Origin of the sequence: Gimesia sp., assembly GCF_048262075.1 — a bacterium.
Lineage (GTDB): Bacteria > Planctomycetota > Planctomycetia > Planctomycetales > Planctomycetaceae > Gimesia.
Genome location: NZ_JBLXFK010000006.1, coordinates 58,959 through 84,023 on the forward strand (window position 1 = coordinate 58,959; position 25,065 = coordinate 84,023).

General features: G+C 52.2%; 15 protein-coding genes and 1 pseudogene. 10 read left to right on the forward strand and 6 right to left on the reverse strand.

What is annotated here, in order from left to right:
• Positions 1–81 precede the first annotated feature (81 nt).
• From ACN0YH_RS13645 to ACN0YH_RS13660, 4 genes are read left to right on the forward strand one after another with little or no spacing between them, the layout of a single operon-like run.
• Complete coding sequence (locus ACN0YH_RS13645; RefSeq protein ID WP_417380120.1) at positions 82–894, forward strand: ABC transporter ATP-binding protein; 813 nt, start codon at positions 82–84, stop codon at positions 892–894.
• On the forward strand, positions 891–3,773 hold the full coding sequence (locus ACN0YH_RS13650; protein WP_417380121.1) for an FtsX-like permease family protein: 2,883 nt from the start codon (positions 891–893) through the stop codon (positions 3,771–3,773). The genes ACN0YH_RS13645 and ACN0YH_RS13650 overlap by 4 nt, the downstream gene beginning before the upstream one ends.
• A gap of 53 nt (positions 3,774–3,826) precedes the next feature.
• Complete coding sequence (locus ACN0YH_RS13655) at positions 3,827–4,597, forward strand: ABC transporter ATP-binding protein (RefSeq protein WP_417380122.1); 771 nt, start codon at positions 3,827–3,829, stop codon at positions 4,595–4,597.
• A complete protein-coding gene (locus ACN0YH_RS13660; RefSeq protein ID WP_417380123.1) occupies positions 4,594–7,419 on the forward strand; it encodes an ABC transporter permease in 2,826 nt (941 codons plus the stop codon). The genes ACN0YH_RS13655 and ACN0YH_RS13660 overlap by 4 nt, the downstream gene beginning before the upstream one ends.
• A 116-nt stretch (positions 7,420–7,535) precedes the next feature.
• Here the strand turns inward: ACN0YH_RS13660 and ACN0YH_RS13665 are convergent, their stop codons facing one another.
• Together ACN0YH_RS13665 and ACN0YH_RS13670 are read right to left on the reverse strand one after the other, a co-directional pair.
• Entirely contained in the window at positions 7,536–8,912 is a 1,377-nt protein-coding gene (locus tag ACN0YH_RS13665; RefSeq protein WP_417380124.1) for a PepSY-associated TM helix domain-containing protein, read from the reverse strand.
• Between the two features lie 140 nt (positions 8,913–9,052).
• Positions 9,053–10,051 (reverse strand): DUF1559 domain-containing protein, encoded by a 999-nt coding sequence (locus ACN0YH_RS13670; protein WP_417380125.1) that lies wholly within the window; start codon positions 10,049–10,051, stop codon positions 9,053–9,055.
• Between the two features lie 727 nt (positions 10,052–10,778).
• Between ACN0YH_RS13670 and ACN0YH_RS13675 the strand changes: the two genes are divergently transcribed.
• Positions 10,779–11,942, forward strand: coding sequence for a zinc-binding metallopeptidase family protein (locus ACN0YH_RS13675; RefSeq protein ID WP_417380126.1), 1,164 nt, complete (start codon positions 10,779–10,781; stop codon positions 11,940–11,942).
• 63 nt (positions 11,943–12,005) lie between these two features.
• Here ACN0YH_RS13675 and tkt read toward each other — a convergent pair whose 3' ends face one another.
• The 4 genes and pseudogenes from tkt to ACN0YH_RS13695 all read right to left on the reverse strand — a co-directional run bounded on the left by tkt (position 12,006) and on the right by ACN0YH_RS13695 (position 18,033).
• Entirely contained in the window at positions 12,006–14,045 is a 2,040-nt protein-coding gene (gene tkt / locus ACN0YH_RS13680) for a transketolase (protein ID WP_417380127.1), read from the reverse strand.
• A 94-nt stretch (positions 14,046–14,139) separates the two neighbouring features.
• The gene (gene pgi, locus ACN0YH_RS13685) at positions 14,140–15,780 is read right to left on the reverse strand and encodes a glucose-6-phosphate isomerase (RefSeq protein WP_417380128.1); all 1,641 of its coding nucleotides are present in this window, start codon (positions 15,778–15,780) and stop codon (positions 14,140–14,142) included.
• Between the two features lie 199 nt (positions 15,781–15,979).
• A pseudogene (malQ, locus tag ACN0YH_RS13690) lies at positions 15,980–17,566 on the reverse strand (4-alpha-glucanotransferase).
• Positions 17,567–17,808: 242 nt separating this feature from the next.
• Positions 17,809–18,033: a hypothetical protein gene (locus ACN0YH_RS13695; RefSeq protein WP_417380129.1), complete on the reverse strand. Its 225-nt coding sequence runs from the start codon at positions 18,031–18,033 to the stop codon at positions 17,809–17,811.
• A 585-nt stretch (positions 18,034–18,618) separates the two neighbouring features.
• Between ACN0YH_RS13695 and ACN0YH_RS13700 the strand changes: the two genes are divergently transcribed.
• The 5 genes from ACN0YH_RS13700 to ACN0YH_RS13720 all read left to right on the forward strand — a co-directional run bounded on the left by ACN0YH_RS13700 (position 18,619) and on the right by ACN0YH_RS13720 (position 25,003).
• Positions 18,619–19,542 carry a DUF1559 domain-containing protein gene (locus ACN0YH_RS13700; protein WP_417380130.1) on the forward strand — a complete coding sequence of 308 codons (924 nt, stop codon included), beginning with the start codon at positions 18,619–18,621 and terminating at the stop codon, positions 19,540–19,542.
• Between the two features lie 178 nt (positions 19,543–19,720).
• Positions 19,721–20,689, forward strand: coding sequence for a DUF1559 domain-containing protein (locus tag ACN0YH_RS13705; RefSeq protein WP_417380131.1), 969 nt, complete (start codon positions 19,721–19,723; stop codon positions 20,687–20,689).
• Between the two features lie 49 nt (positions 20,690–20,738).
• A complete protein-coding gene (locus ACN0YH_RS13710; RefSeq protein ID WP_417380132.1) occupies positions 20,739–22,316 on the forward strand; it encodes a DUF1549 domain-containing protein in 1,578 nt (525 codons plus the stop codon).
• An 18-nt stretch (positions 22,317–22,334) separates the two neighbouring features.
• Complete coding sequence (locus ACN0YH_RS13715; protein WP_417380133.1) at positions 22,335–23,612, forward strand: DUF1501 domain-containing protein; 1,278 nt, start codon at positions 22,335–22,337, stop codon at positions 23,610–23,612.
• Entirely contained in the window at positions 23,609–25,003 is a 1,395-nt protein-coding gene (locus ACN0YH_RS13720) for a hypothetical protein (RefSeq protein ID WP_417380134.1), read from the forward strand. The genes ACN0YH_RS13715 and ACN0YH_RS13720 overlap by 4 nt, the downstream gene beginning before the upstream one ends.
• The last annotated feature ends 62 nt before the right edge of the window (positions 25,004–25,065 follow it).

Below are 25,065 nucleotides of genomic sequence, written 5' to 3' on the forward strand. Positions count from 1 at the left end.
GACCAACCACATTCAGATGATTTGCAAGATTCTAAACAATAAGTTGCTTTTTTGTGTCGAGAGAAACAGGAATCAGAATCAGTGACAACCAAATCCGTGGCCAGCCCACAATCTACCACTATAACCAGTCATACTGGATCCCACCCCCTCCTGATCGAGAATCTGACAAAGAGTTTTCAACAGGGAGATAAACGTGTTCTGGCTCTGAATGGAGTCTCCGCTGAGGTCAATCAATCCGAATTTGTCGCCATCATGGGAGCCAGTGGATCAGGTAAAAGCACATTGCTGAATCTGATGGCGGGCATCACTCAGCCCGACGAGGGACGAGTTCTGATTGATGGAACCGAAATCACGTCATTGAATGATCCCGCATTGACTCGCTTCCGTCGACGGAAGATCGGACTGGTCTTTCAGTCCTTCAATTTAATTCCGACGTTGACTGCCCGCGATAACATTCTGCTCCCGGTCCTTGCAGGAGGTGAACAGGGACCATTGAGCGTTGACGAATTACTTGAGCGAATTGGTTTACAGGATCGGGGTGCCCATCGTCCGGATGCTTTAAGTGGAGGAGAACAACAGCGAATCGCCATTGCCCGGGCATTGATCTCCGACCCTGCCCTGCTACTGGCCGACGAACCGACGGGCAGCCTGGACTCGGTCACCAGCCAGACGATCTGTCGACTGTTGAAGGAACTCCGCCACGATCTGGGCCGAACAGTGATTGTCGTAACCCATGAACCTGATGTTGCCATGTGGGCTGATCGAGTAATCGTCCTGAGGGATGGTCAGAAACTGACGGAATTCGAAACAAAACAATTTCCCGATGCTCAGGCGCTGGCTGCGTTTTACCAGGAAGCGGTTCTGTTACCAGGACCAGAAATTGAGACACCATGAAGCTGATCTTAAAACTCCTCTTCGGACAAATTCACTGTCATCCCGCCCGCTTTCTCCTTACTGCGTTATCCATCGTCGCTGCTTCCGGTGTAGTCATCTGGGTAGTCAGTGGTTATGACGCGCTGACTGCACAGTTCGATGATTTTTCTGATGACTATATGGGCCGCTATCAATTTGTCCTGGCGCAGGAAGAAATTCAGACAGGAGTCGGCGCGGAACCGAAGATCATGCTGCCTGCAGAAATGATACGGGAAATAAGTCAGGATGAATCTGTGGTGGAACTGGTTTCTGAAATACAAAGTCGGATCCAGATGAAACCTTTAAAAAATAAATCCCCACGTAACAAACCAGCTTTCCCCACATCAGATGAACTACCAGCTGACACATCGCAGTCTGACAAACGCAGTAAACCGGATTCCAAAGGACCTCGCGGCCCGAGCTTCATACCTCCTCTCAGTCCAACCCTGGTTGGAACCAATGCTGCTAATCCCCCTTACCCGATGAAAGCGGGTCGCTGGATTGAGCCCGGCTCCGCTGCCCTTGAAGCCGTGATCAGCAGTGGCAGTGCTGCTGCATTCAATGTTTCAGTAGGTGATCAGGTTCATCTCCAGCAGGTCAACCGCGAAGTCGAGGTAACCATTGTCGGCATCGTGGAACAGGTACGATCAATCGGCGGCTTTCGCGGACCGAGTCCTTCGCGTGGACCAGCACAGGCGGCCCTGTATGTTCCGGTTGCTGTTGCAGAAATCGTCCTGGGAGAATCGCCTCCCCCGATCACGATTTCACAGATTCGCCTGGTAGAGGGTGCCCAGCCTGCTGAATTCAAAGCTCGTTGGGAGTCGCGCCTGGCCAGTCAGACTCCCCCCCTGACACTCATGTCGACCAGCGACATCACCGAAGATATCAGTAACAGTCGTTCCGTATCCGGCGCTCGCAGTCAGGCCTGGTCAGCAACCGGCATCGCATTACTGGCAGCGCTGTTTATTATCTTTACTGCATTGAGCATGGGCGTGAATGAACGAACCCGACAGTTCGCGGTGCTCAGAGCTGTCTCTATGACACCGGGACAGATTGGCATCTTAATTGGACTGGAAAGTTTGTTATTGGGAGCGATTGGCTGGTTGGGTGGTCTCGCCGCTGGCTGGGGCATTCTGAAACTGATGCAATCTGCACAGCCGACCCTCTTTACACAGGAAACCGGTCTGGGTCCGTGGTGCATCATACTATCTGGAACCTGCGCTTTTGGTGGCGCCCTGGGGGCGTCTGTTTTCCCTGCCTGGCAGGCAATGCGCGTCAGCCCGCTGGAAGCGATGTCAGCCCGCTCTGGAACAGCAGGCATCTCGCGTGGTTTGTTGATAGCACTTTCTACCATCGGTCTCGTGCTGATACTCATCAACCCCATTCTTATTTTCCTCTTGCCTATGCAGAATCAGTCACAATACGCGATTTACGCGGCACTGGGTTACGCGACGATGGCGATCGGATTTGTGCTGCTGGCACCAATTACAATCACGATTATTGAACGCATCCTGGGCCCCTTGGTGGCACGAATCTTATTGCTCGATCCCCGGCTCCTTTCAGCAGAACTTTCATCCAATCTCTGGCGAACACTTGGTACATGTGTAGCACTCACCCTGGGACTGGGATTATTTGTCTCTACTCAAATCTGGGGCTATTCCATGCTAAAACCTTTTGTCCCCGGTCAATGGGTGCCCGATCTGCTGGTCAACTTCAAAGAAGGTGGTATTCCCGATGAAGCATTTCAAACAGTCGCGAATGTCAGCGGGTTTCGCCCGGAAACCTGTCTGCCACTGGCTGTGGAACAGACAAAACTTAAGGAAGATCTGACAGGCAGTAAGGAACGCACTTCCGTCTCACGCCAGGATTCCATCGTGCTGATTGGCGTCGATCCTCAGCGGGGCATCAGCGATTCTAATCCGTTGTTGAATCTCCGCTTTCTGGAAGGGGATCCCCAGACTGCTGCAGAGCAAATGAAACATAATCGGGCCTGCATCATCCCCGATCACTTTGCTACAGAAGCGAGTTTAGGACTGGGAGATTCCTTTGAAGTACTCTTGCCGGAAAATCCTGATAAAGCCTTTCGGTATGAAGTCGCCGGCATCGTTGAACTTCCCGGCTGGCACTGGATGACAAAACTTTCCGGACTGCGTCGTCGCGGAGACCGGGCTGCCGCCATGGTCTTTGCTGATATCAATACAGTGCGTCATGATTTTAACTTTAAGAAGATCAATTTCTTCTGGACACAAACCGAAGCTAACGCTTCGCTGGATGACATGGGAAATTCCCTGCAAAAGATTGCCGCCACATATTCAGGTAAAGCGCAGCCAACTAATTACCAGGGAACCTGGAAGATCGGTGCCACCAACTTTGGTTCCGCTGTCCGTATCAGTACCCGACAGGGAGTCCAGGATTTGATCCATAATCGAGCCGATGGGATGATCTGGGGTATGAGCCAGTTACCTCTGGTGACGCTGCTGATCGCTGGCCTGGGGGTTCTCAATACCATCATGGCTTCCATCCGGGCACGCACCTGGAACATTGGTGTCATGCGGGCCGTGGGGCTCTCACGCTCTGCATTGGCACGGTTGATTCTAGCCGAAAGTTTGCTGGTCGGACTGGTAGCCTGTTGTCTGAGTCTGGGCTTTGGAGTAATGGCGGGCTGGTGTGGCGCGGGCATCTCACAGTATGTGAGTTTTTTTGGCGGGCTGCGCCCCTCACTGGTCATCCCCTGGAAGCAGATCGGCCTGGGATTTGGAATCACGCTGTTTCTCTGCCTGATTGCCGCCTTGTGGCCTGCGTTTTCGATCTGTCGTATGAAACTGCTGCAACTGTTGCAGTCAGGTCGCTCTGCGATGTAAGGCAGAGCGTATCAAGTCTCTTCCTGATTCCCCTTGACTGAAATATATTCAACATGAACACTCTCGACCATTCCTCTGCGCCTCCGCTCAAAGTCGAATCCGTTGTCAAACGTTTTCACCAGGGGAAAACGACCATCTCTGCGCTGGACGGAGTCAACCTCACTGTACGGACCGGAGAACTGGTTGCCATCATGGGTGCCTCCGGATCAGGCAAGAGCACACTGTTACATGCCATGACCGGCCTGACGGACATTGATGCGGGAACAGTCAGCGTGGATGGTCAGGATCTGGCTTCGCTCTCGGACTATGAGTTGACGAAATTTCGCGGACTCAATATCGGACTGGTATTTCAGGCATTTAACCTCATCCCCAGTCTGTCTGCGGAAGACAATATTCGTCTGCCTGCCTTGGATGAACCGGGGCTTAAAGAACGTGTGGGTGCTTTGCTGGAACGACTGGGAATGACAGACCGACGAACTCACAAGCCGGACGCCCTCTCGGGAGGCGAACAGCAGCGGATCGCCATCGCACGTGCCCTGATCACCAATCCGGCCATCCTGATGGCTGACGAACCCACGGGTAGTCTCGATTCGGTTTCCGGCCAGGAAATCTGTCGACTGTTGCGCGAACTCTGTACTGAGCAAAATCGAACGATCGTAATTGTGACACATGAGCCGCACGTCGCCATGTGGGCCGACCGGGTCGTCGTTCTTAAAGATGGAAAGAACCTCGCGGAATTTGCTCCCAGCGGCAAATTTGATCCACAGGAAATCGCCAGCCAGTACCAGGGAGTTCTGAATTCGGCTACGGGAGTAATGGTGTGAGAAAAGTTTTTCGCGTTGCCCTCTCATTTGTACGAGAACGTCCCACCAGATTGATGCTCACTTCATTGGCGACCATTGCAGCAACCTGCATCGTGGTCTGGGTAGCCAGTGGATATGATATGCTTCTGAAAAACTTTGACATTTATTCAGATCTGGTTTTGGGGCGTTACGAACTGGCAGTCGCTCCCATCGATCTGAATGGCGAAACGGTCATACCTGCCGAAGTGCTTTCCGATTTGAGAAGCGATACCTCGGTTGCAGCCGCCGATCCCTTCTGGGGAGAGATGTTGAAAGTTCGACCACTTCTCTCGCTAAAGAATGAGAAAACGGAATCATCCCTGACTGACGCCCCGCCCGCTTCTCCTGATGACAATTCATCGTCCCCACCGGATCAGGCCTCGCAGAGACGACCGGTTTCCATGATACTGGCAACCGATTCGCATGAGCCTCCCTTCGACATGCACGCTGGTCACTGGTTGGATCCTTCCCGGCTGAACTCACGTGAAACCGTGGTCAGAGCCGATGTTGCCAGAATATGGGGGCTTAAAACTGGTGACTCTGTTTCCATCGGGGACGGTGATCAAACAGAGCCGTTTCAGGTGATCGGAATTGTCGATGCTCCCACCATCATTGGTCCTGGCGGAGAAGCAGCAATCCAGATCATCACTCCCGGCTCTGGTGAATTTTTTGTTTCCACTGCTGCCGCCGAAAAACTTTTCGCCAAACAGGCAGAGATCAGCATGATCGGCGTTGCGCTGCAACCAGACGCTGACCTGACCCGCTTTCGCTTTGGCTGGGGTCCGCGGCTCAGTCGCTATTCAACCCCTGTGCAATTTCAGGAATCGATTGATATTGAAGAAGCACTTGATGAATCAGCCAGTGCGCAGAATGTTCTGATTCAGTCATATGCGGCAACAGGCATCGCCATTTTGATTGCGATGCTCGTCATTTTCTCGACCTTGAGTATGGGAATCACGGAACGTGTTCGACAGTATGCCATCCTGCGTGCGATTGGTTTTACACGTTTTGAAGTCGGCTCCTTGATTGCCTGTGAAGGTTTGTTGCTGGCAGCGATCGGCTTTGTGGGGGGAATTCTGCTTGGTCAGTTGCTGCTCTGGATGTCCGTTCGTGCGTCGGGAGGATTATTGCACCACGGTTCGTCCGTGGGACCATTCAGTCTCCTGCTTGCGGCATTCGCGACTTTTGGTGGTGCATTTCTGGCATCACTGATTCCAATCTGGCAGGTCACACGCGTCAAACCAATCGATGCCATGGCTCCGCGTCCGCAACTCGCTGGGCTGCAGACAGCGCCCTGGAAAACCGTCGGACTGGGGTTGATTCTGATCTGCATCAACCCTCTGCTGGTATTTCTGTTTCCTCCAGGAGAAACCCGTGGCATGACTGCCACGCTAGTCATTGGTTTTACCTCAATGGCTGTCGGTTTCGTTCTGCTGTCACCAGGAATTGTGATTCTGGTTGATCGCTGGGGCAGCCCTGTACTGGCGCGACTGTGCGGACTCGATCCCAAACTGCTGCGCAGCCAGATCACCAACCATCTATGGCGGACGGTAGGAGCCGCCATCTCCATCGCCATAGGCATGGGGCTGTATATTGGAATTCTGGTCTGGGGATTTACGATGCTGGAAGCCTTCATTCCTGGTCCCTGGGCGCCTGATGCGCTGATCGCCTTTCGTGCGCTTGAGATTCCCCCAGAGGAAGCAGCCGCTCTTGCTGCAGTTCCCGGCATCGATCCTGAGCGGTGTGAACCGATCGTAGTTGAACAGCCGCGCCTGCTGAACGATCTGACAAATAGTGCTGAACGGGCCTCGGTTACCAGGCAGGACAATGTTGTCATCGTCGGCATCGATCCGGAAGGTGCGTTTCTGGGAGAGCGTCCCCTGTTCGACCTGGAATGGGTGGCTGGTTCACCCGAGTCTGCTGTTCCTCTGTTGCAACAGGGAAATGCCTGCGTAGTCCCCGATCACTTTTTGAAGGAGACAGGACTCGCGACAGGAGATCAGTTCACACTGGTTCCACCCGAGAATCCGGATCAACCGATAAAATACACCATTGCTGGTGCAGTGCGGTTACCAGGCTGGCACTGGCAGACAAAATTGACCGGCTTCCGGTCCCGGACCCATCGGGCAGCCGCGCTGGTCTTTGCCAGCTATGAATCGGTCGCCCAGGACTTCAACAAACCGGTCGCCTCGTATGTCTGGTTCAATTATGCTTCGAATCAGGCCAATCCAGATCAGATCTTAGAGGCTGCCCAAACACAACTGCAGGTCCCTGCGATAGCAGCCAATGATGATCCCCTGGCATCTTCTGAAGGTGCTCGTGGACTGCGCATGATGCCTGTTGAAGATATTCGTGCCATTACCCGCGGTGCCGCCAGTCGCTGGATCTGGATGTTGAGCCAGATTCCACTGATCACAATTCTGATCGCCGGATTTGGCGTACTGAATGTCATCATTGTCTCAGTCAGATCTCGCCGCTGGGAAATGGGTGTCCTGCGTTCGCTGGGCATTACCAGCTGGTCACTCGTGCTTGTCGTTCTGGCAGAAGGGCTGCTGATCGGCATTGTCGCTGGCTTGATCAGCTTTGGTTTCGGTATGATGGCAGGCTGGTGTGGTGCCGGGATTGCACAATACTTCAGCTTTTTCGGCGGGCTGCACCCCGATCTGTCCGTACCCTGGTTTGCCATTCTAAGTGGACTGGCTGGAATGCTGGTATTCTCAATCCTGATTGCAGTCTGGCCTGCTGTCTCGGTCGGTAAAAAACGGCCCCTGACACTGCTGCAGCAAGGCCGGGGAACGATTTAGCCTGTATCCAGTTTTACCGTAGCGTCTCCAGGGCCATTTGGACCGAGGATAATAGATCGGCAGACACAATGATTAAATGTGATGCCCTCTAACATTCCGTTTCAGGACTTGTAATTTCAGACTGCGTTTTTCCTGCGCAGGTGTGAAAAACAGATCCAGTCCAGTAAACAGATTAGAAGGATCGAGACGCCTGCAACTGGCAGCAGTACTCCTACCACAATGATCAGCGCCCATCCCCAGACGGGCAGTGATTGGGGAAGTGGTGCGCGAGGGAAACCACTGCGTCCGGTAGGACGGCGTTTCCACCACATCCAGATGCCTGTCACAGATAATCCCAATAAGCCCAGACTGGCAATCATCGCCAGTATCTTGGTGGGCATGCCGAATATTTTACCCATGTGAATCGATACGGCCCAAAGTCGCACCCGATACAAAAAAGGCAGATCGGGGGGATCCAGGATACTGAATTTTTCTCCCGTATATTGATTCACCGAAACGGTACGCAGTGAATTCTTATCGTCATCAATCATATAAAAGGCTTTATGCGCCAGTTCCGGTTTTTCTGCAAAGCGAATGGCGACAGCGTCTTCAGCCGATCGACTGTGTTCCATAAATAATGGGACGACCTGGTCCAGCGTCATCGGCTTTGCATCGGGTGTAGGCGCTGGAGCCTCCGCAGTCAGAAACCATTCTGGTGGCCAGTGCCCCATTTTCTTGATCGTCGTGTTAAATCCGGTTCCCATGATCTGCGTGAAAAGCAATCCGGTGATGGCGACAATCCCAATGAGCGGTACCAGGTAAAAACCCGAAACGGCATGCCAGTCGCGGAGCACTGCATAGAATTTTCCTTTAATCCGCGGCAGCCAGACTCCTGCATTCTTTTTGCCTCGCGGCCACCAGAGATAGATGCCACTTGCTAACAAAATCAGCCCCCAGCAGGTAACAAGTTCCGTCAGAATGTGGCCCGTTGTCCCCAGCATCAAGTTACGATGTAACTTGAGTACGAAAGCAAAGAAATCGTGTTCCGCGATGCGGGTTCCCAGTAAACTGCCATCATAGGGATTCAGAAAAATACGCTGGTGCTGATCGTCTGCTCGATTGCCGGGCTCCCCTTCGATGTGCGCAAGAAAGAAAACAGAATGCGCCGGATCGGAACGGACGACCATTCCTTCCAGATCTTCTGATGCTGCATGGCTGGAGGCGATCTCGCGGAGGCGATCGTAGCTGATTCGTTCCTCTTGTGGTGAAACATTCAATAATGCCTGGTCACGCCACTCGGAAAGTTCGGTACTGAAGACATAAATCGCGCCAGTGATCGTAATCATCCAGAGAATAGGAGCAGACAGAATCCCTGCATAAAAATGCCAGCGCCAGACGATCGTATATAAGCCGCTTTTTGACGATTTTGCATTCGCTTGCCTCGCTGTTGTGGCAGACTGGGTTTCCGTTTGATTTTCATCTACCGTTGACGAGTTGGTGATTGTATCTGACATATTGAGTCTCAAGAGGAAACAGGGATTAAATCAGGGGTAATTTCTATTGTATCTCTGATGGAGCAACTCATATTCAAAGCGAACAGATGCAAACCTGGGTCTGCATCTGTTCGTGAACGACTGGTATTTCCGTTAGCTCATCAGAATTCCCCGATGACTTCTCCTCCACTGCGAGTCCAGAGTCCGCGGTAGAGGTTTACGTCAATGGAATCCCCCACAAAGCGAACACTGCCATCACAAAGAACGACATTCGCTCCGCCAGTGTGATAGCTGCGGGCAGCGGTCAGCTTTGAAGAGCCATTAATGGCGTCTGCTGTATCACTGTTAGGTGTATAATAGCCATTCATGACAGGCCCTTCTGGAACGGTTCCCCGCAACCAGGTGGTAAGGCGACCACTGTCCCAGTCAGTCTGTGACCCAGTATAAACATCGGAAGAAACCATCCGTCGATACAGCAGAGGATTCGTGATGGGATCACTATTGGAAGTCCGGGCTCCATTCCCACGTGTTGATTCAGCAAAGGCGATCGTATTGGTAGTACCATCGGTGATATCTCGCATTTTCAGGTTGGCCCCCACCCAGCAGAGACCATCGCCGGTACGCATGGGGTGTACCTGACCGGGATCTGGAATCTGAATGCCACTGCTTTGATTCATGGCATAGTTGGTACCCGCATAAACGGTTCCGGTGGGATAGGTCGGAATATGATTGACAGCAGGAGCCGGATCACTGGGACACAGGAACATCGGCACAACTGTTTTAGCGACTTCATGCATGGAGACAGGCAGATCACCCAGAGCCGGATGTCCCATCTGAATATTGAAGTCAACCAGGTTCTGCAGATTGGCCTGATCCGCATAAGGCAGCAGTTTTGCCAGCGGGGAATGGTCGTTGGGATAACCGGAAAGGGTCCCCCCCGCATTGGGAATCGATTCAGCCCAGGTACTCATGTAGTTGTGCATGGCCAGGCCGATTTGTTTCATATTGTTTTTACACTGTGTTCTGCGGGCGGCTTCACGTGCCTGCTGCACAGCGGGTAGAAGCAAAGCGATCAGAATCGCAATAATGGCAATCACCACAAGTAGTTCGATCAAGGTGAATGCAGACCGGTTGCGCTGTTCGCGCGCAGGGAAAAACATGATTGTCTCCTGGAAAGGTTATTGGTGGGGCTCAGTGGTCCTGTTGATTACAAATCTCAGGCAACACAAAACACAACCTGTTCCTGGCGACGGCGGGGAAAAGTTGATACTGAGTCTCAAAACTATCACGAGCGTAATCATACCAATATTTGAATGCAAGTAATTTATAGTAAAAAGCTAAGTTAAGAAGTAAAATTGGTGCTTTCTAAGTACTATTTTACGAGGTTCCAAGAGTGAATCAGTCTTTAATCGTGTTTATGTATATCCTATGCTGGGTTGTTTTATTTCTGATAAAAGACATCTGTATCACTTATTAAAATTACTCCAGGTATGCCTGTTTCAACCAGACCATTGCATCAAATTCCAGGCTGAAAGTAATACGATGACAAGCAGCGCAAACAGCGTTGCTCAAATCAACCCCACCACAATAATCGCACCGAGAATAATCGCACCGAGACCTCGTTCGAGTTCGCTACCGGCACTCGTAGCGATTGGCAGAGGTAACATCCCGAAGCTACTTTTAATGGAATAATGAAAACAGGGCAAAATTCGAGCTGGTACTGGCTCACAATTGAGCCGTATCTGCAGTGCCACTTGATCCTTTACAATCCGAAGCTCATCTGCATACATTAGACACACATCGATAGAGCAGTGAATCTCTTCCAGACACTGGCCCTCGCTCAGGTCAAGTCAATGTAAGCGCCATCGTGGCACGTAAGGTCAGCAGATGCGAAATATATACGATTCGGTCACCAGTCGTCTGGTTGAAGTCTGGAAGTCGGATGAACCATCTGAGCTGAGAAGCTCATCCAGTTGTCGCTGCGGACGTCCCATTTATTTTCAAAACAGTGTCTGTCTTGGCTGTCAATCGCCGCTGGGATACTCACCCTCGTTACAACGAATCCATGCACTGGTAGAAGGACCAGACCCTGGTACCTGGGTCATTGACGGGGCTCCCGAGAATCCGACCATCTGGAAACGTTGTAAAAACTTTGACTCCCCGGCTGGGTGTAACTGGCTGGTGCAAGCTAACGAAGACGTAACGCTCTGCCAATCCTGCCGACTGAACCGCACAATTCCCAACCTGGACGACGCAGATAATCGTCTGTGGTGGCGCAAAATCGAAAACGCCAAACGTCGCCTCGTCGCGCAATTATTGAATCTGGGCTTACCGGTGGAATCGAGAGTGAGCGAGTCCCCCGAACACGGTGTCATGTTCGATTTTCTACGATCCACAGAACAGAAGTCGCGTGTCCTTACCGGTCATGCCAATGGTTTGATCACGTTGAATATCGAAGAAGCAGAAGATTCCATTCGTGAGAAAATGCGAAAAGAAATGCATGAGCCTTATCGCACGCTCCTGGGGCATTTACGTCACGAAATCGGCCACTATTACTGGGATCGTCTTGTAGCAGACACAGCATGGCTGGATCAGTACCGTGAATTGTTTGGAGATGAACGAGAAGACTATTCTGCTGCACTCAAACGAAATTACGAGCAGGGTCCTCCTGCAAACTGGACCGAAAATCATATCAGTACATACGCTTCAGCTCATCCATGGGAGGATTGGGCCGAGTGCTGGGCACACTATCTGCATGTAGTCGACAGCCTCGACACTGCCCTCCGTTTTGGATTGCATGGCGAAGACGTCGAGCAGACAGTCGAGCCCTTCACTGTTAATGATCTTTACGACCCGAATGCCCCTGATGCCGATCGAGTCATCCTGCTGGTGAACTCGTGGGTTCAGCTCACTACTGTTCTGAACGAACTCGCGCGCAGCATGGGCCATCAGGACTTCTACCCATTCGTGATGTCGCGCACCGTACTTCGTAAACTGCACTTCATTCAGATGATCGTGAAAGAAGCCGGTGGCGGAACATCACTAATCTAAAACAGGCACGCGAAAGGTCGTTACTCGCTCAAGACGCGACCCTCTGTCGCCTCACTAACATTATTACTCATCCTTGGATAGCTCCACCAAAGCACGCGCCCGCTCGCAGACATTTTCAACGGTGAAACCATATTCCCGCATCACGGTCGCTCCTGGCGCTGATGCACCAAAGCCAGTAATTCCAATGGCAGCGGTTTGAGAATCGAAATAAGTCTCCCAGCCCAAAGTTGAACCAGCTTCAATGGCAAGCAGAGGCACACCCGGTACGACGACCTGATGCCGATAGGTTTCCGGTTGGGTTGCAAACAGTTCCCAGCACGGCAGGCTGACAACCCGCGCCCGGACTCCTTCACTGGCCAGCTGATTCTGTGCTTCCAGAGCCAGATGAACTTCAGACCCCGTGCCCACAAGGATCAGATCGGGTGTGCTATTTCCGGCAGCCTCTGCCAGAACATACCCCCCCTGTGATACCCCGGACGTAAGACTGGGATAGTGTTCCAGGTCGAGAATCGGAAGTTTCTGTCTGGTCAAAATCAACGCCACTGGTCCATTCTGACGCTCCACTGCAACGCGCCAGGCGGCAACCGTCTCATTCGCATCAGCGGGACGGATGACAAACAGATTGGGCACGGAACGCAGACAGAGCAGTTGTTCGATCGGCTGATGAGTCGGACCATCCTCTCCCATGCCGATGCTGTCGTGAGTGAAAACGTAAATGATCGGTAAGTCGTTTATCGCCGCCAGCCGCATTGGGGGACGCATATAATCACTGAATACCAGGAAAGTGGCACCGTAAGGAATCAGTCCCTGGTGGTATGCCATGCCGTTCAGGATGGCGCCCATGGAATGCTCGCGGATGCCAAAATGCATGTTGCGCCCCGCTCGCTCGTTTGACTGAAAGGTACCCACGCCATCCATAAACGTCTGTGTGCTGGGAGCGAGGTCGGCGGAGCCCCCCATTAACTCAGGCAATCGTGGTGCAATCGCGTTAATACATTTTCCCGATGCGGCACGGGTTGCCAGCGCCCCGTTTTCGGCCGTGAAAGTCGGCAGCGACGCGTCCCAGTCTGCAGGTAGCGTTCCGTCCATGATCCGTTTGAACTCTTCAGCCAAATCAGGATGTGCTTTACCGTACGCTGCAATTTTTTCTTCCCAAGCGGCCTGCCAGTCCTTCCCGCGGGTGACTGCCTGCCGGAAATGATCCAGGGCCTCCGAGGGGAGATGAAAAGCAGGTTCTGCGGGCCAGCCGAGGCGTTCTTTAGTCAGTTGCACTTCATCCACTCCCAGTGGTTCACCGTGAGCGGATGCACTGTCCTGCTTGTGCGGGCTGCCATAGCCGATATGTGTTCTGACAGCAATCAGCGAAGGCTGGTCTGTCTGTTCCCGCGCTGCCTGGATTGCTTCTGTCACAGACGCAAGATCGTTTCCGTCTGCAACATGCTGGACGTGCCAACCGAAGGCCTCGAAACGGGCGCCGCGATCTTCCGTGAACGCAATATCGGTATTCCCTTCAATCGTGATATGATTGTCGGCATACAATACGACCAGTTTACCAAGCCCGAGGTGTCCGGCCAGGGAACCCGCTTCAGACGCAATGCCTTCCATTAGGTCTCCGTCACTGGCAAGCACGTATGTGAAATGATCCACGACGATGTGATCGGGGCGGTTAAACCGGGCCGCCAGATGCGTCTCAGCAATCGCCATCCCGACTGCGCTGGCAAATCCCTGTCCCAGTGGTCCGGTAGTGGCTTCCACGCCCGGTGTCATACCGTACTCCGGATGGCCTGGGGTTTTGCTCTCCCATTGTCGAAACTGTTTCAGTTCATCCAGTGACAGGTCATATCCTGTGACATGCAGCAGAGAGTAGAGTAGAGCGCAACCGTGGCCCGCAGAAAGGACGAAGCGATCGCGGTCGGGCCAGTTCGGATCGGCCGGATTAACGCGGAGAAAGCGGTCCCACAAAGCATAGGCCATGGCAGCAGATCCCAGCGGCAAACCAGGATGACCAGAGCCGGCTTTCTGTACCATGTCTACTGACAGAAGACGTAACGTATTAACACAAAGCTCATCCAGAGACTCTGATGAATTAGCGGAGGGGGTCATATGAAATAGCCTTAAAAAAGTTTGAAGTTAAATTCATTATATTCTCTGTTCACAGCGATTGCAGGCGCTGTGACTGATCAATTTCAGAAAGCTCTCAGTTCTTCTTTAGATTCCTGTAGCGACGAATGAGGCAATTCGTTGAGGAATCGTGCGCGAGTTCTGGTTCTGTCTGGCTTTCAAGCTCTGGGGTAATACGCTGGGCCAGCGCCTTACCGAGTTCGACACCCCACTGATCAAATGAGTCGATATTCCAGAGGGCGCCCTGAGTAAAAACCGAATGTTCGTAGAGCGCAATCAGCTTGCCTAGAGTTCCCGGCGTGAGTTTCTCGATCAGAATCGTATTCGACGGGCGGTTGCCCTCAAATACCCGGTGGGGCACAAGCCAGTCCGGTGTGCCTTCCGCCTTGACCTGCTCGGACGTTTTGCCAAAGGCGAGAGCTTCCGCTTGAGCAAAAACGTTCGCCAGCAGCATATCGTGATGCCGCCCCAGTGGATTGAGCGGTTGTCCGAACGCAATGAAATCGCAGGGAATGAGTCGGGTGCCCTGATGAATTAACTGGTAAAATGAATGCTGGCCATTCGTGCCAGGTTCACCCCAGTAAATCGGTCCGGTATCGTAATCAACCTGGACTCCATTCAAAGTGACATGTTTACCGCTGCTTTCCATCGTCAATTGCTGCAGGTAAGCCGGGAATCGTTTCAAATACTGTTCATAAGGGAGAATGGCAACAGTCTGTGCTTTCAAAAAGTTGGTGTTCCAGATTGTTAACAACCCTAACAGGACCGGCAAGTTTTGTTCGAACGGCGCCGTGCGGAAGTGCTCGTCCATTTGATGGAATCCGTCCAGCATCTCCAGAAAAAAATCAGGGCCAATCGCGAGCATCGTCGAAAGTCCAATTGCCGAGTCCATGGAATAGCGTCCACCGACCCAGTCCCAGAATTCAAACATGTTTCCAGTGTCAATGCCGAACTCAGATACTTTCGCTGCATTAGTTGAAACGGCAACGAAATGCTTAGCTACTGCCTTTGTATCACCGCCGAGACCTGCGAGCAACCAGTCGCGTGCACTGTGCGCGTTGGTCATCGTTTCTGCTGTGGTAAATGTTTTTGATGAAATAATAAACAGGGTTTCCGCGGGATTAAGGTCGCGAGTCGCTTCCGCCAGATCAGTCCCATCGACATTGGAAACAAACCGGAAAGTAAGATTGCGATCGCTGTAATGACGCAATGATTCGTAAGCCATCACTGGTCCAAGGTCTGATCCGCCGATACCAATATTGATGATATTTTTGATCTGTTGCCCGGTATGTCCCAGCCACGCGCCACTCCGCACTCGATGCGCGAAATCAACCATTTTATCCAGTACGGCGTGAACCTGGGGAACCACGTTTTCACCGTCAACGAGGATACTTGCCCCCTCAGGTGCCCGCAGCGCCACATGCAGAACCGACCGATTTTCAGTGAGATTGATTTTATCTCCCCGAAACATGGCATCAATGTGTGCGCGCAAGCCCGTTTCCTCTGCCAGATTCAGAAGGAGTTGAAAGGTCTCATCAGTGATTCGATTCTTCGAATAGTCGAGATAGAAACCCAATGCCTCAACCGCCAGGCGCTCGCCACGCGAAGGATCGTCGGCAAAGAGCGTCTTGAGATGCAAACCCTGTACTTCTTCATAATGAGCCTCGAGGTTCTTCCAGGCCGTACACTCTGAGAGTAACTGGTCACCGGTCGTCATAAGTGTATTCCTTTTTGTTTCTCAAATTAAGAAGTGAAATTCATCAGGCGGCCTGAGAAATTTGTCGAGTTCGAGGTGTAGCCCTGCCATCGGGGTTTTGTTAATCCAGTATTGAAATCTTTGCGCGGGTGAGCGAATTGCGCGTAATCATAGTAGAGTCAGAGATATTGTTCCAGATCATGGAGCTACTGAGATGCTCTCAAGATGTTACCTCAGGTTCAGGCAGGGAATCAAGTGTTGGCAGTAAAGCAGGCAGACGTCGGGAGATTGTTGTCATCTCCCGTAACGCCTGGAATGCAGACGGGCAGAGCATTTCTTCCGTGCACCGCCAGCACCAGTTTCCTTCGGCACTTCCCGGAATGTTCAGCCGGGCAGCTTCTCCCAGGTTGAGCAAGTCCTGCAGGGGAGAAATTGCCAGCGCCGCCACTGAAGACCATGCCAGTTGCAGTAATGTTTGTGTGACTTCGCTGCTCTCGATCAGGGGACGTCGCAGAGACTGGCATACAACATTTCGTTCATCGTCGCTCAATGTCTCGTACCACCCGAGCGTGGTATTATTGTCATGCGTACCGGTATACACAACGGTATTCGAAACATAGTTGTGAGGAAGGTAGGGATTATCAGTTGTACCGTCAAAGGCAAACTGGAGCACGCGTGTTCCAGGCAATTGAAACTGATCGCGAAGTGCACCCACATCCGGGGTGATGATTCCCAGATCCTCTGCAATGAATGGCAGCCCCCCAAGCTCTTGCTGGGCCACTTTGAAAAAATCACTGCCAGGTCCTGGCACCCATTCGCCTGACAAGGCCGTCGCAGATCCTGCCTGTATATGCCAGGCAGCGGCAAATCCACGAAAATGGTCCAGCCGAATCAAATCTACATGGACCAGTAAAGCACGCACACGGTTGATACACCATTGGTAGCCAGTCTGACGCAGCGCATCCCAGTCATAGACGGGATTACCCCAGAGTTGACCATGTTCGCTGAAGTAATCAGGAGGGACGCCGGCAATAAATCGCGGCTGCATTTTTTCGTCAAGCAGAAACAGTTCCGGATGAGCCCAGACATCGCTTGAATCGGGAGAAACAAAAAACGGCAGATCGCCGATCAGATGTATGCCTTTGCTTTGAGCATATTTTTTCAGGCAGTTCGCTTGCCGGAAAAACAGAAACTGTGCCAGACGAATCTGATCAATTTCATTCGACAGAGTACGCCTCGCCTGCTCCAGAGCAGCGGGCTCCCGTCGGATCAGTTCATTCGGCCAGTTGAGATAATTCGCACCCTTGTACTTGTTCTGCAGCGCCTGGAATAAGGCATAATCTTCCAGCCAGTGCTGCTCTTCCTGACAGAACTGCTCAAAGGCGGGCTTGAGAACGTGTCCGCCTTCATTGTTAAAGTGTGCCCAGACAGTCTTGAGTAGCCGAAGTTTGAACGAGTTGACAGCGTCATAGTCAACGGCAGTTTGCGAAAAGGAGTATCCGGCAGTATCGCTTTGCTCCAGCAGTCCCTATGCGATCAGATCGTCCGGACTGACCAGGAGCCAGTTGCCGGCGAACGAAGACAGGGGTTGATATGGCGAACTTCCGTAGCCTGTCGGCCCCAGAGGCAAGATTTGCCACCAGGTTTGCCCGGCTTTTTGAAGACGGTCAACCCAGTCCCGCGCCTGCGGACCCAGATCACCAATCCCGTACGGCGAAGGTAGCGATGTAACATGCAGTAGCACACCGGAAGCCCGGTATTCTGGCGAGAACGGGGGAAAACTCGTCTGAAAACTGCGTTCGCTCATATTTTTCCTTGTGTTAAGGCCAGAATTTGTTTCGGGCTCATGGTGCAGTTGAGAGAGAATTCGCACAGACTGGCAGCCAAGAGCTGTTATACCATAACTGGTATCTTTCACAATTGCTTGCGTGACAACAATCGTTCCAGAGCGGAATGCCAGGATCGTGACGCCAAGACTTACCTGGATCTATGGAAGCTGTTTCGCATAACTGAGCTCACGACAGGTTTTGAAAACATATTGACTTCCCGCTATTCTCCGGCCTCAATTGGTGCCGGCAGTGGGGGAGTGTCGGCGGGTTGCTCTGACAAATCCATGGTCATCACATAGACAACCATACCGGCAAGCATCAGAATCACGGCGACATAAGTACGCCAGTCACGATGCGCGCGTTTTAAGTAAGAGGGATGGTTATGAGAGTGATCGTTCCCTTGCGAGCCACTGTGCCGATGTTGTTTGTGTTTTGATTGATTCATGGGGTCCCTGGTTTCTCTTTTACTGGTTCAGATCTTCTGGATCACGTTACATTAGCCCGCATTACACTGGTCTCAAAGGTGATTTAAGCAAAGGTCACAGGAGTTGAAAAAAGGTATCCTCCAACCAAACCTGAGATCAGAAGATTCATCAAAGTAACACCTTATAAAACAGATACGTTTTTCTGACTTGCATCAGGGCAATATAACAAAGAAACGTCCCGAACAGAAACCACCAGTTGCGTCGCGGGTATCATCACGCAATCGAGTGAGTGACGCAGAAAGCAATTGCGTCCGGCATTCGCAAACTGCCTGAATTTGCCGTAATGCTTAATGCAGATCAGCTATATTCTGGCGACGACTCTGACCTGATTGTACTGTCGGGCACAGTATCTGGGTATGTCGGGCACATCCTTCCTGTCGATATTTTCGACCGAAGTGGCGATTCTTTCACCTCGCCCTTCGAACGCATTCTGTAGAAACGGCATATCTCACCTGAATTTGCGAAACGTGGTTCGGCACAGCTGTTGCTACAGAAATTGTAACAACAGAAAAGTCCATACAGCTTTTTACAGGAGAAAATACGTCGTGGCTAGAACGTCCACAAGAAAACGACACCCGGGGTTTACGTTGATCGAATTACTCGTTGTGATTGCGATCATTGCCATACTGATTGCGCTGCTTCTGCCTGCAGTGCAGCAGGCGCGTGAAGCGGCCCGGCGGATGAGTTGCAAGAACAATCTGAAACAGATCGCGTTGGCCGCACATAACTATGAATCGGCTTTTCGAGTGATGCCACCTCGAAGGATTTTGTCATCGGGAAATCGTCGAGGCTGGGGCCCCTCCATCCTCCCCTATCTGGATCAGGCGAATCTGCAGGGACGTTATGACTTCAATAAGAATTTTTATGATCCTGAGAACGAAGAAAACATTCGAGTTCCGCTTGCTGTTTTCATGTGCCCATCTGCTCCAGGACCAAGATTAATCACAGTCATTCAGAGTGGGGTGACATCCGAAGGCATCGCAGGTGACTATTTCGGTCCGAACAGTTTTCGTTCGGATGAATATGGTGTGGCGTCGTTAAGCGGGAACAATCAGATTACAGCCATGGATGACCTGCCTAGAACACGCCGATTTCGCGATATTACCGATGGCACAACCAATACCATGCTCATCACCGAACAGGCAGGCCGCGCGGACTACTATATTCGTGGCATAAAACAGGCTTCCAATGCCGGGCTGAGTCAGGCAACCAGCTGGGGGTCCTGGCCTTCCTACCAGGTATTTCAGGTACAGGTCTTTGGCTCGGACGCAGTCACAAGAGACGGACCGGGGGGAACCTGTTCCATTAACTGTAATAACAGCCAGGGGATTTACAGTTTTCATACGGGGGGAGCGCATGCTTCGTTTGTTGATGGTTCGGTACACATGCTGTCTGAATCCATCGACGCCAATGTTCTGTTCGCGTTGATTACAATCAACGGTGGAGAAATTATCAACCAGGATTTCTAGAGCGCATCATATTTAAGCATCGCGTCTCTCTATTTAAGAGACTCAGTCCAAATGGGCCTGGAGACGCTATTGCAAAACTGGACACAGTCTAACAGGACTCTGGTCTTGAACTAATGTCAAACAACTTTTGAAAGCGCAACAGGGATTTATTCTGCTGTCCTTTATTCTGAGAGAAACTATGCGAGACTGGCTTAATCCTCTTGAAGTCGTCGTTTTTACTGTCTGTCTGTTGGTGCTCTCGAGCCTGCTGCTGCCGGGTATGCTCGTGGCGCGGGATACCGCACGAGAGCAGTCGTGTCAGGATCGGCTGCGGCAAATGGGCTCTGCCTTTATCCAATACGAAAAAGTACATCGGGGCCTGCCACCGCGACGAAGTGGGTTTAATGATGGAAACCCGTATGGCGGCTGGGGAGGCTATATTCTGCCCTACCTGGAGCTGGCGGATCAGGCGAACCTATATGACAGTCGCTATGACTTTTTTGATCCCAAAAACAAGGCGATTGTCGAAGCACAGTTGCCCGTCTTTCTCTGTCCAGCGAGTTCTGCTGAGCGATTCGTACAAATTCAGTCCCAGGCTTCGACCAAGTCGCTCAATCCGGATAAAGCGACCGTCTTTACCTGCAAAGCTGCCGCTATCGATTTCATTACCTCGAATGGCGTGCAAATGGCTCGGAACGGATATGGCATTAACGCAATGGGAAGAGAAGGCCGAATCGGAAACCAGCGTCAGCCGATGACCGACAATGAAGATCAGCCAATATCTAAGATCACAGACGGCCTCTCCAATACCCTGCTCCTGATTGAGCAGGCGGGGCGCCCGGCAGCATGGCGAAATAAGTCGAAAAAACCAGGAGATGGACAGTTCGGCATGAGCCCGAATGCCCGCGGTGCCTGGGCGGGTTGGGGATCGATTTCCTTTGGTGCCGTAAACCCGGAAACAGGTGAAAGACCACCACGGGGAGACAGCACGGACTGCAGTGTGAACTGTAACAACTGGCTCGGCATTTACAGTTTTCACCAGGACGGCGGCAACGTACTGTTCTGTGACGGCAGTGTGCGATTCTTCGGAACGAAACTGGATCCACTGACCTTCGCCTACCTGACAATTCGAGACGATGGGCATCTGATCGAACATGACGATTTTTGAAATAGACAAACCTCATCATTCAATGCCGAGAATTCACCAGGAAGTATCTGTGGCCGATCAAAATACCCGAACCCAACCCATGATGCGATTGCTACCTGTCTGGTTGTTTCTATTCCTCGTGGTGACCACTGCGACTTCCAGCCACGCAGCGGATGTCAGCCCGCTCGTCATTTCCCGTTTGATCGACCAGCGTCTGGGAAGCGATACTACCAATCAGAGTCAATTTGCCGACGATGCGGAATTCCTGCGACGCGTCACTCTGGATCTGGCCGGCCGCATTCCTACAATCGTCGAAGTGCATGATTATCTGAGTAACACTTCAGAATCCAGACGTATCGAGGCAATTGATCGCCTGCTGCATTCGGGAGTGTATTATCGAAATATGGCGACATTCTGGCGACGTGCGTGGGTCCCACAGGCCGATACACCCGAGTTCGACACCATCACCGCTGACTTTGAGCGTTGGCTGGTCCACCGCCTGCAGAAAGGGACTCGCTACGACGAGCTGGTGGTAGAAATCCTCACGCTGGACCATGACAACAATGTCCAGGCGAGCACGACGCCTGTTGGATTTTATGATGCCAACCTGTCCAAGCCGGAGAATCTGGCGGCCAGTGCTACCCGTGCATTTCTGGGAATCAATCTGGACTGTGCCCAGTGTCACGACCATCCATTTTCCCGCTGGACTCGTGAGCAGTTCTGGCAGACGGCGGCGTTTTTTGCACAACCCCATACAAATGAGAAGTCACAACCTCCTAAAGTTCGCATTCCCGATACCAAAAAGGAATATGAACCCGCATTGCTGACAAAAACAAAAATTGAATGGCCTCAAAAACTGGATTCCGTTTCGCTGCGTCTGATACTGGTTGACTGGATGAGAGCGAATGAAGAACAGCTGCTGGCAAAGAACGCCGTCAATCGCCTCTGGGCACATTACTTCGGGGAAGCCATCATTGAACCCGTTGATGATCTCAGTCGCGATGAGGTTCAAACTGGTGAGCGCGCCCAGCTGCTGAATGATCTGTCTGCCGCATTCATCGCCAGCGGTTACGACCTGGATATGATGACCGAGGGGATTGTCAGCTCCAACGCTTATCGCCTGTCATCCTCACCCCAAAGTACCAATAAAGGATCAAAGCCTGACCCAGATGCGCCTGGTCCCTTCAGAATCACCAGAGCCACCGTACGTGGACTCACAGGTGAGCAGTTATATGACAGCCTGCTGACGGCGGCGAGCCTGCCCTCGGAACGCAGCGATGTCGGAAGCGGCGGTTCTGAACGCAGCCAGCGGAGCGAGTTCGCATCTCGCTTTTACATCGAAAACTCATTCAGCGCGGAGCGATCTATTTCGCAGGCACTGACATTAATGAATGGCTCGTTTGTTAATGAACTGACAACGAAACAGGGAAACCTGATGCTGGCATCTATTCTTAGCTCTCCCTTTATGAGTTCCGACGAACAGATCGATACTGTCTTTATTGCCGCTCTGGGCCGTCACGCGCGGGACGCCGAACTGAAGGTAGTCAAGCAGAGTTTTGATTCCTATACGAATACAACCCGTGAATCACATTTAGGTAATCTGTTCTGGGTGCTCATTAATTCTTCCGAATTCAACACCAACCACTAATTGAGGCAAAGTTTTACCATGTCGCGCAAACATCTTTCACGACGCACTGCCTTACAACATTTGGCACTGGGAGTCTCTGCCTGGTCAACTTCCAGTTGGCTGCCCACACTGGCAGAAGCAGCTGCAGAAACAGGCAGTAAGCCCAAGTCTGTGATCCTGATCTGGCTGAACGGTGGCCCGGCAACAATCGACCTGTGGGACTTGAAACCCGGAAATAAAAATGGGGGACCCTTTCAGGAAATCGAAACACAAGTGCCAGGAATGAAGATCAGTGAGCATCTGCCTTCCCTGGCGAAACAGGCGTCTGATTTTTCCATCATTCGGTCCATGTCGACTCGCGAAGGCGATCATTCCCGCGCCCGCTTTGTCACGATGACCGGCTACACACCCCAGGGTGCCATCAAGTTTCCGGCACTCGGCTCGCTGGTGGCTAATGAATTTAATGTCGAAAATGATATTCCCTCCTATGTGCACATCGGCGGACGGCCGGCGATTGGTGGAGGAGGTTTTCTGGGGCCACAGTTCGCGCCATTTGTTGTCGGCGGGCGCAGTCGTCGAAGTGGGCCTGACAGCTCTGATCTGAAAGTTGCCGACCTTACTCCTATCTCTGTAGAACAGCAGGCCGAACGACTACAGCTGCAAACGGGACTGAAATCACTTTCCACCATGCCTGCTTCCCTGGTAACTGATACTCTGGATTCCTCTCGCGACCGGGCGCTGCGACTGATGAACCCCAAAGCAGCGTCAGTGTTTGACCTGCAGCAGGAAGATGCGGCGCTTCGCGAAGCCTACGGCAGCAGTTCGTTTGGCCAGGGCTGCCTGATGGCACGTCGCCTGGTGGAACGAGGCGTGAGTTTCGTGGAGGTCTCACTCAATGGCTGGGATACCCATTCCGATAACTTTGAACGGGTGAAGGAGCTATCGCAACAACTGGATCGTGGCTGTGCTTCTCTGTTGAATGATCTGCGTCAGCGCGAGTTACTTAAGGATACCCTGATTGTCTGCCAGGGAGAGTTTGGCCGGACTCCCCGTATCAACGGCCAGTCGGGACGCGATCACTGGCCTTCGACCTGGTCCATGATGCTCGCGGGTGCCGGAATTCGTGGCGGACAGGTCATCGGTAAGACGAGCGAAGACGGCACGAAAATCGAATCGAAGCCGACACGAACCGCGGATCTGATGGCCACCGTCTTCCGCGGCATCGGACTCGATCCCAGAAAACAAAACATGTCCAACGTAGGTCGACCAATTCGACTGGCGGACCCGGATGGCAAAGCGATTGAGGAGTTACTATGAGAATGTTCCTGATTGTCATGCTGTCCCTTCTTGCGACAGAGAGGGAAGCGTTTGCGCAGTTGGTTAAACCGGCACAAAGTCCCACTGCGCTGCTGGAACTCCGTGAAGCTGACCACCCCCGTTTAATTCAAATTCAGGTAACTGTAGACCAACTGCCTTACGACGCATATTGGACAAAGACATTCGATGCCATTTTCAAATTCGCCGACTGTAATTCTGACGGAGTATTAAGCGAGGAAGAACTCAGGCTGGTCCCCTCCGCCCGTGCAGTGCGGCTGTCACTGGGCAGTGCCTTTACTCCACCTGTCGCATCAATTCAATCTCTCAATGAAATCGCCGCTAAAGAGAATCAGAAGTGTTCCCGGGAACAACTCCGAACGTATTATCTAAACCACGGTGCGGGCAGGTTGCAGATCGGCTCTGGTAAACTCGCCTATACCGCGGCCCTCACCGCGGCGTTGATTCAGACGCTCGATACAGACCTGGATGGCAGACTTGCGCAGGTTGAACTTCAGAAAGCGGAAACGGCACTGAAACGCCTTGATACCAACGACGATGAACTTATTGGAGTGGGTGAGCTGGTCCCCAATGCCACTTACCCGGGAAACTGGGCAGCCAAGGCGCTGCGGCCTGGCCTAGAAATCGATCTCTCCTCCGCGAGCGACAACAGTCTTGTTTTGAAGCACTTACTGACTCGCCCCGCTGAGAACGCGATTGAGAAAACCGACTGGCGAATCAATATTACCGACCAGCTTGCAGATCAACCACTGAAAGTCACAACAAATGCGCACTGTAAGAGCTGGAGTGTTGCAGGTCCGCAACAGGACCTCTTTAAGCAGTTGCGGGAAGAGATTGCCAATGCAGCAGCCGAACCACCTCCAGAATCAACGGAAAAGGGTTCGCGAACTCGGCGTTCCTCGCGCGCATGGCTGACTCCACTGGCCGACCGCGACTCAAATGGAATACTCTCTCAGCAGGAAATTGATCGCTGGCTGGAAGTTCAACAGCAGTTGATTCATGGTCAGCTCCTGATCAGTGTTTACCATGGAGGTGGCCTGTTTGAATTACTGGATACCAATCATGATGCCGGACTTTCCGTTCGCGAATTGAGGAGTGCCTGGCAAACCTTGGAATCCGCATCCTGCACTGCAGAAAATCATATAGAACTTAATCGGGTTCCCAATGTTTTACTGTTCATTGTGAGCCAGGGATATCCCGACAGTCTTGCCAGGCCTTCCACATCAGAGGTCGAGTGGTTCCGATTGATGGACCGCAATCAGGATGGAGATGTCTCACGCCGGGAATTCACTGGTTCCCCCACTGCCTTTGATCGACTCGATCAGAACCATGACAGCCTGATTTCGCCGGATGAAGCAGAGAAAGACAACTGAAACCGGAATTGAGTCCCTGCGATGGGGATTCCGGTTTCAGTGGATTTTGTCTTCTGTTATTT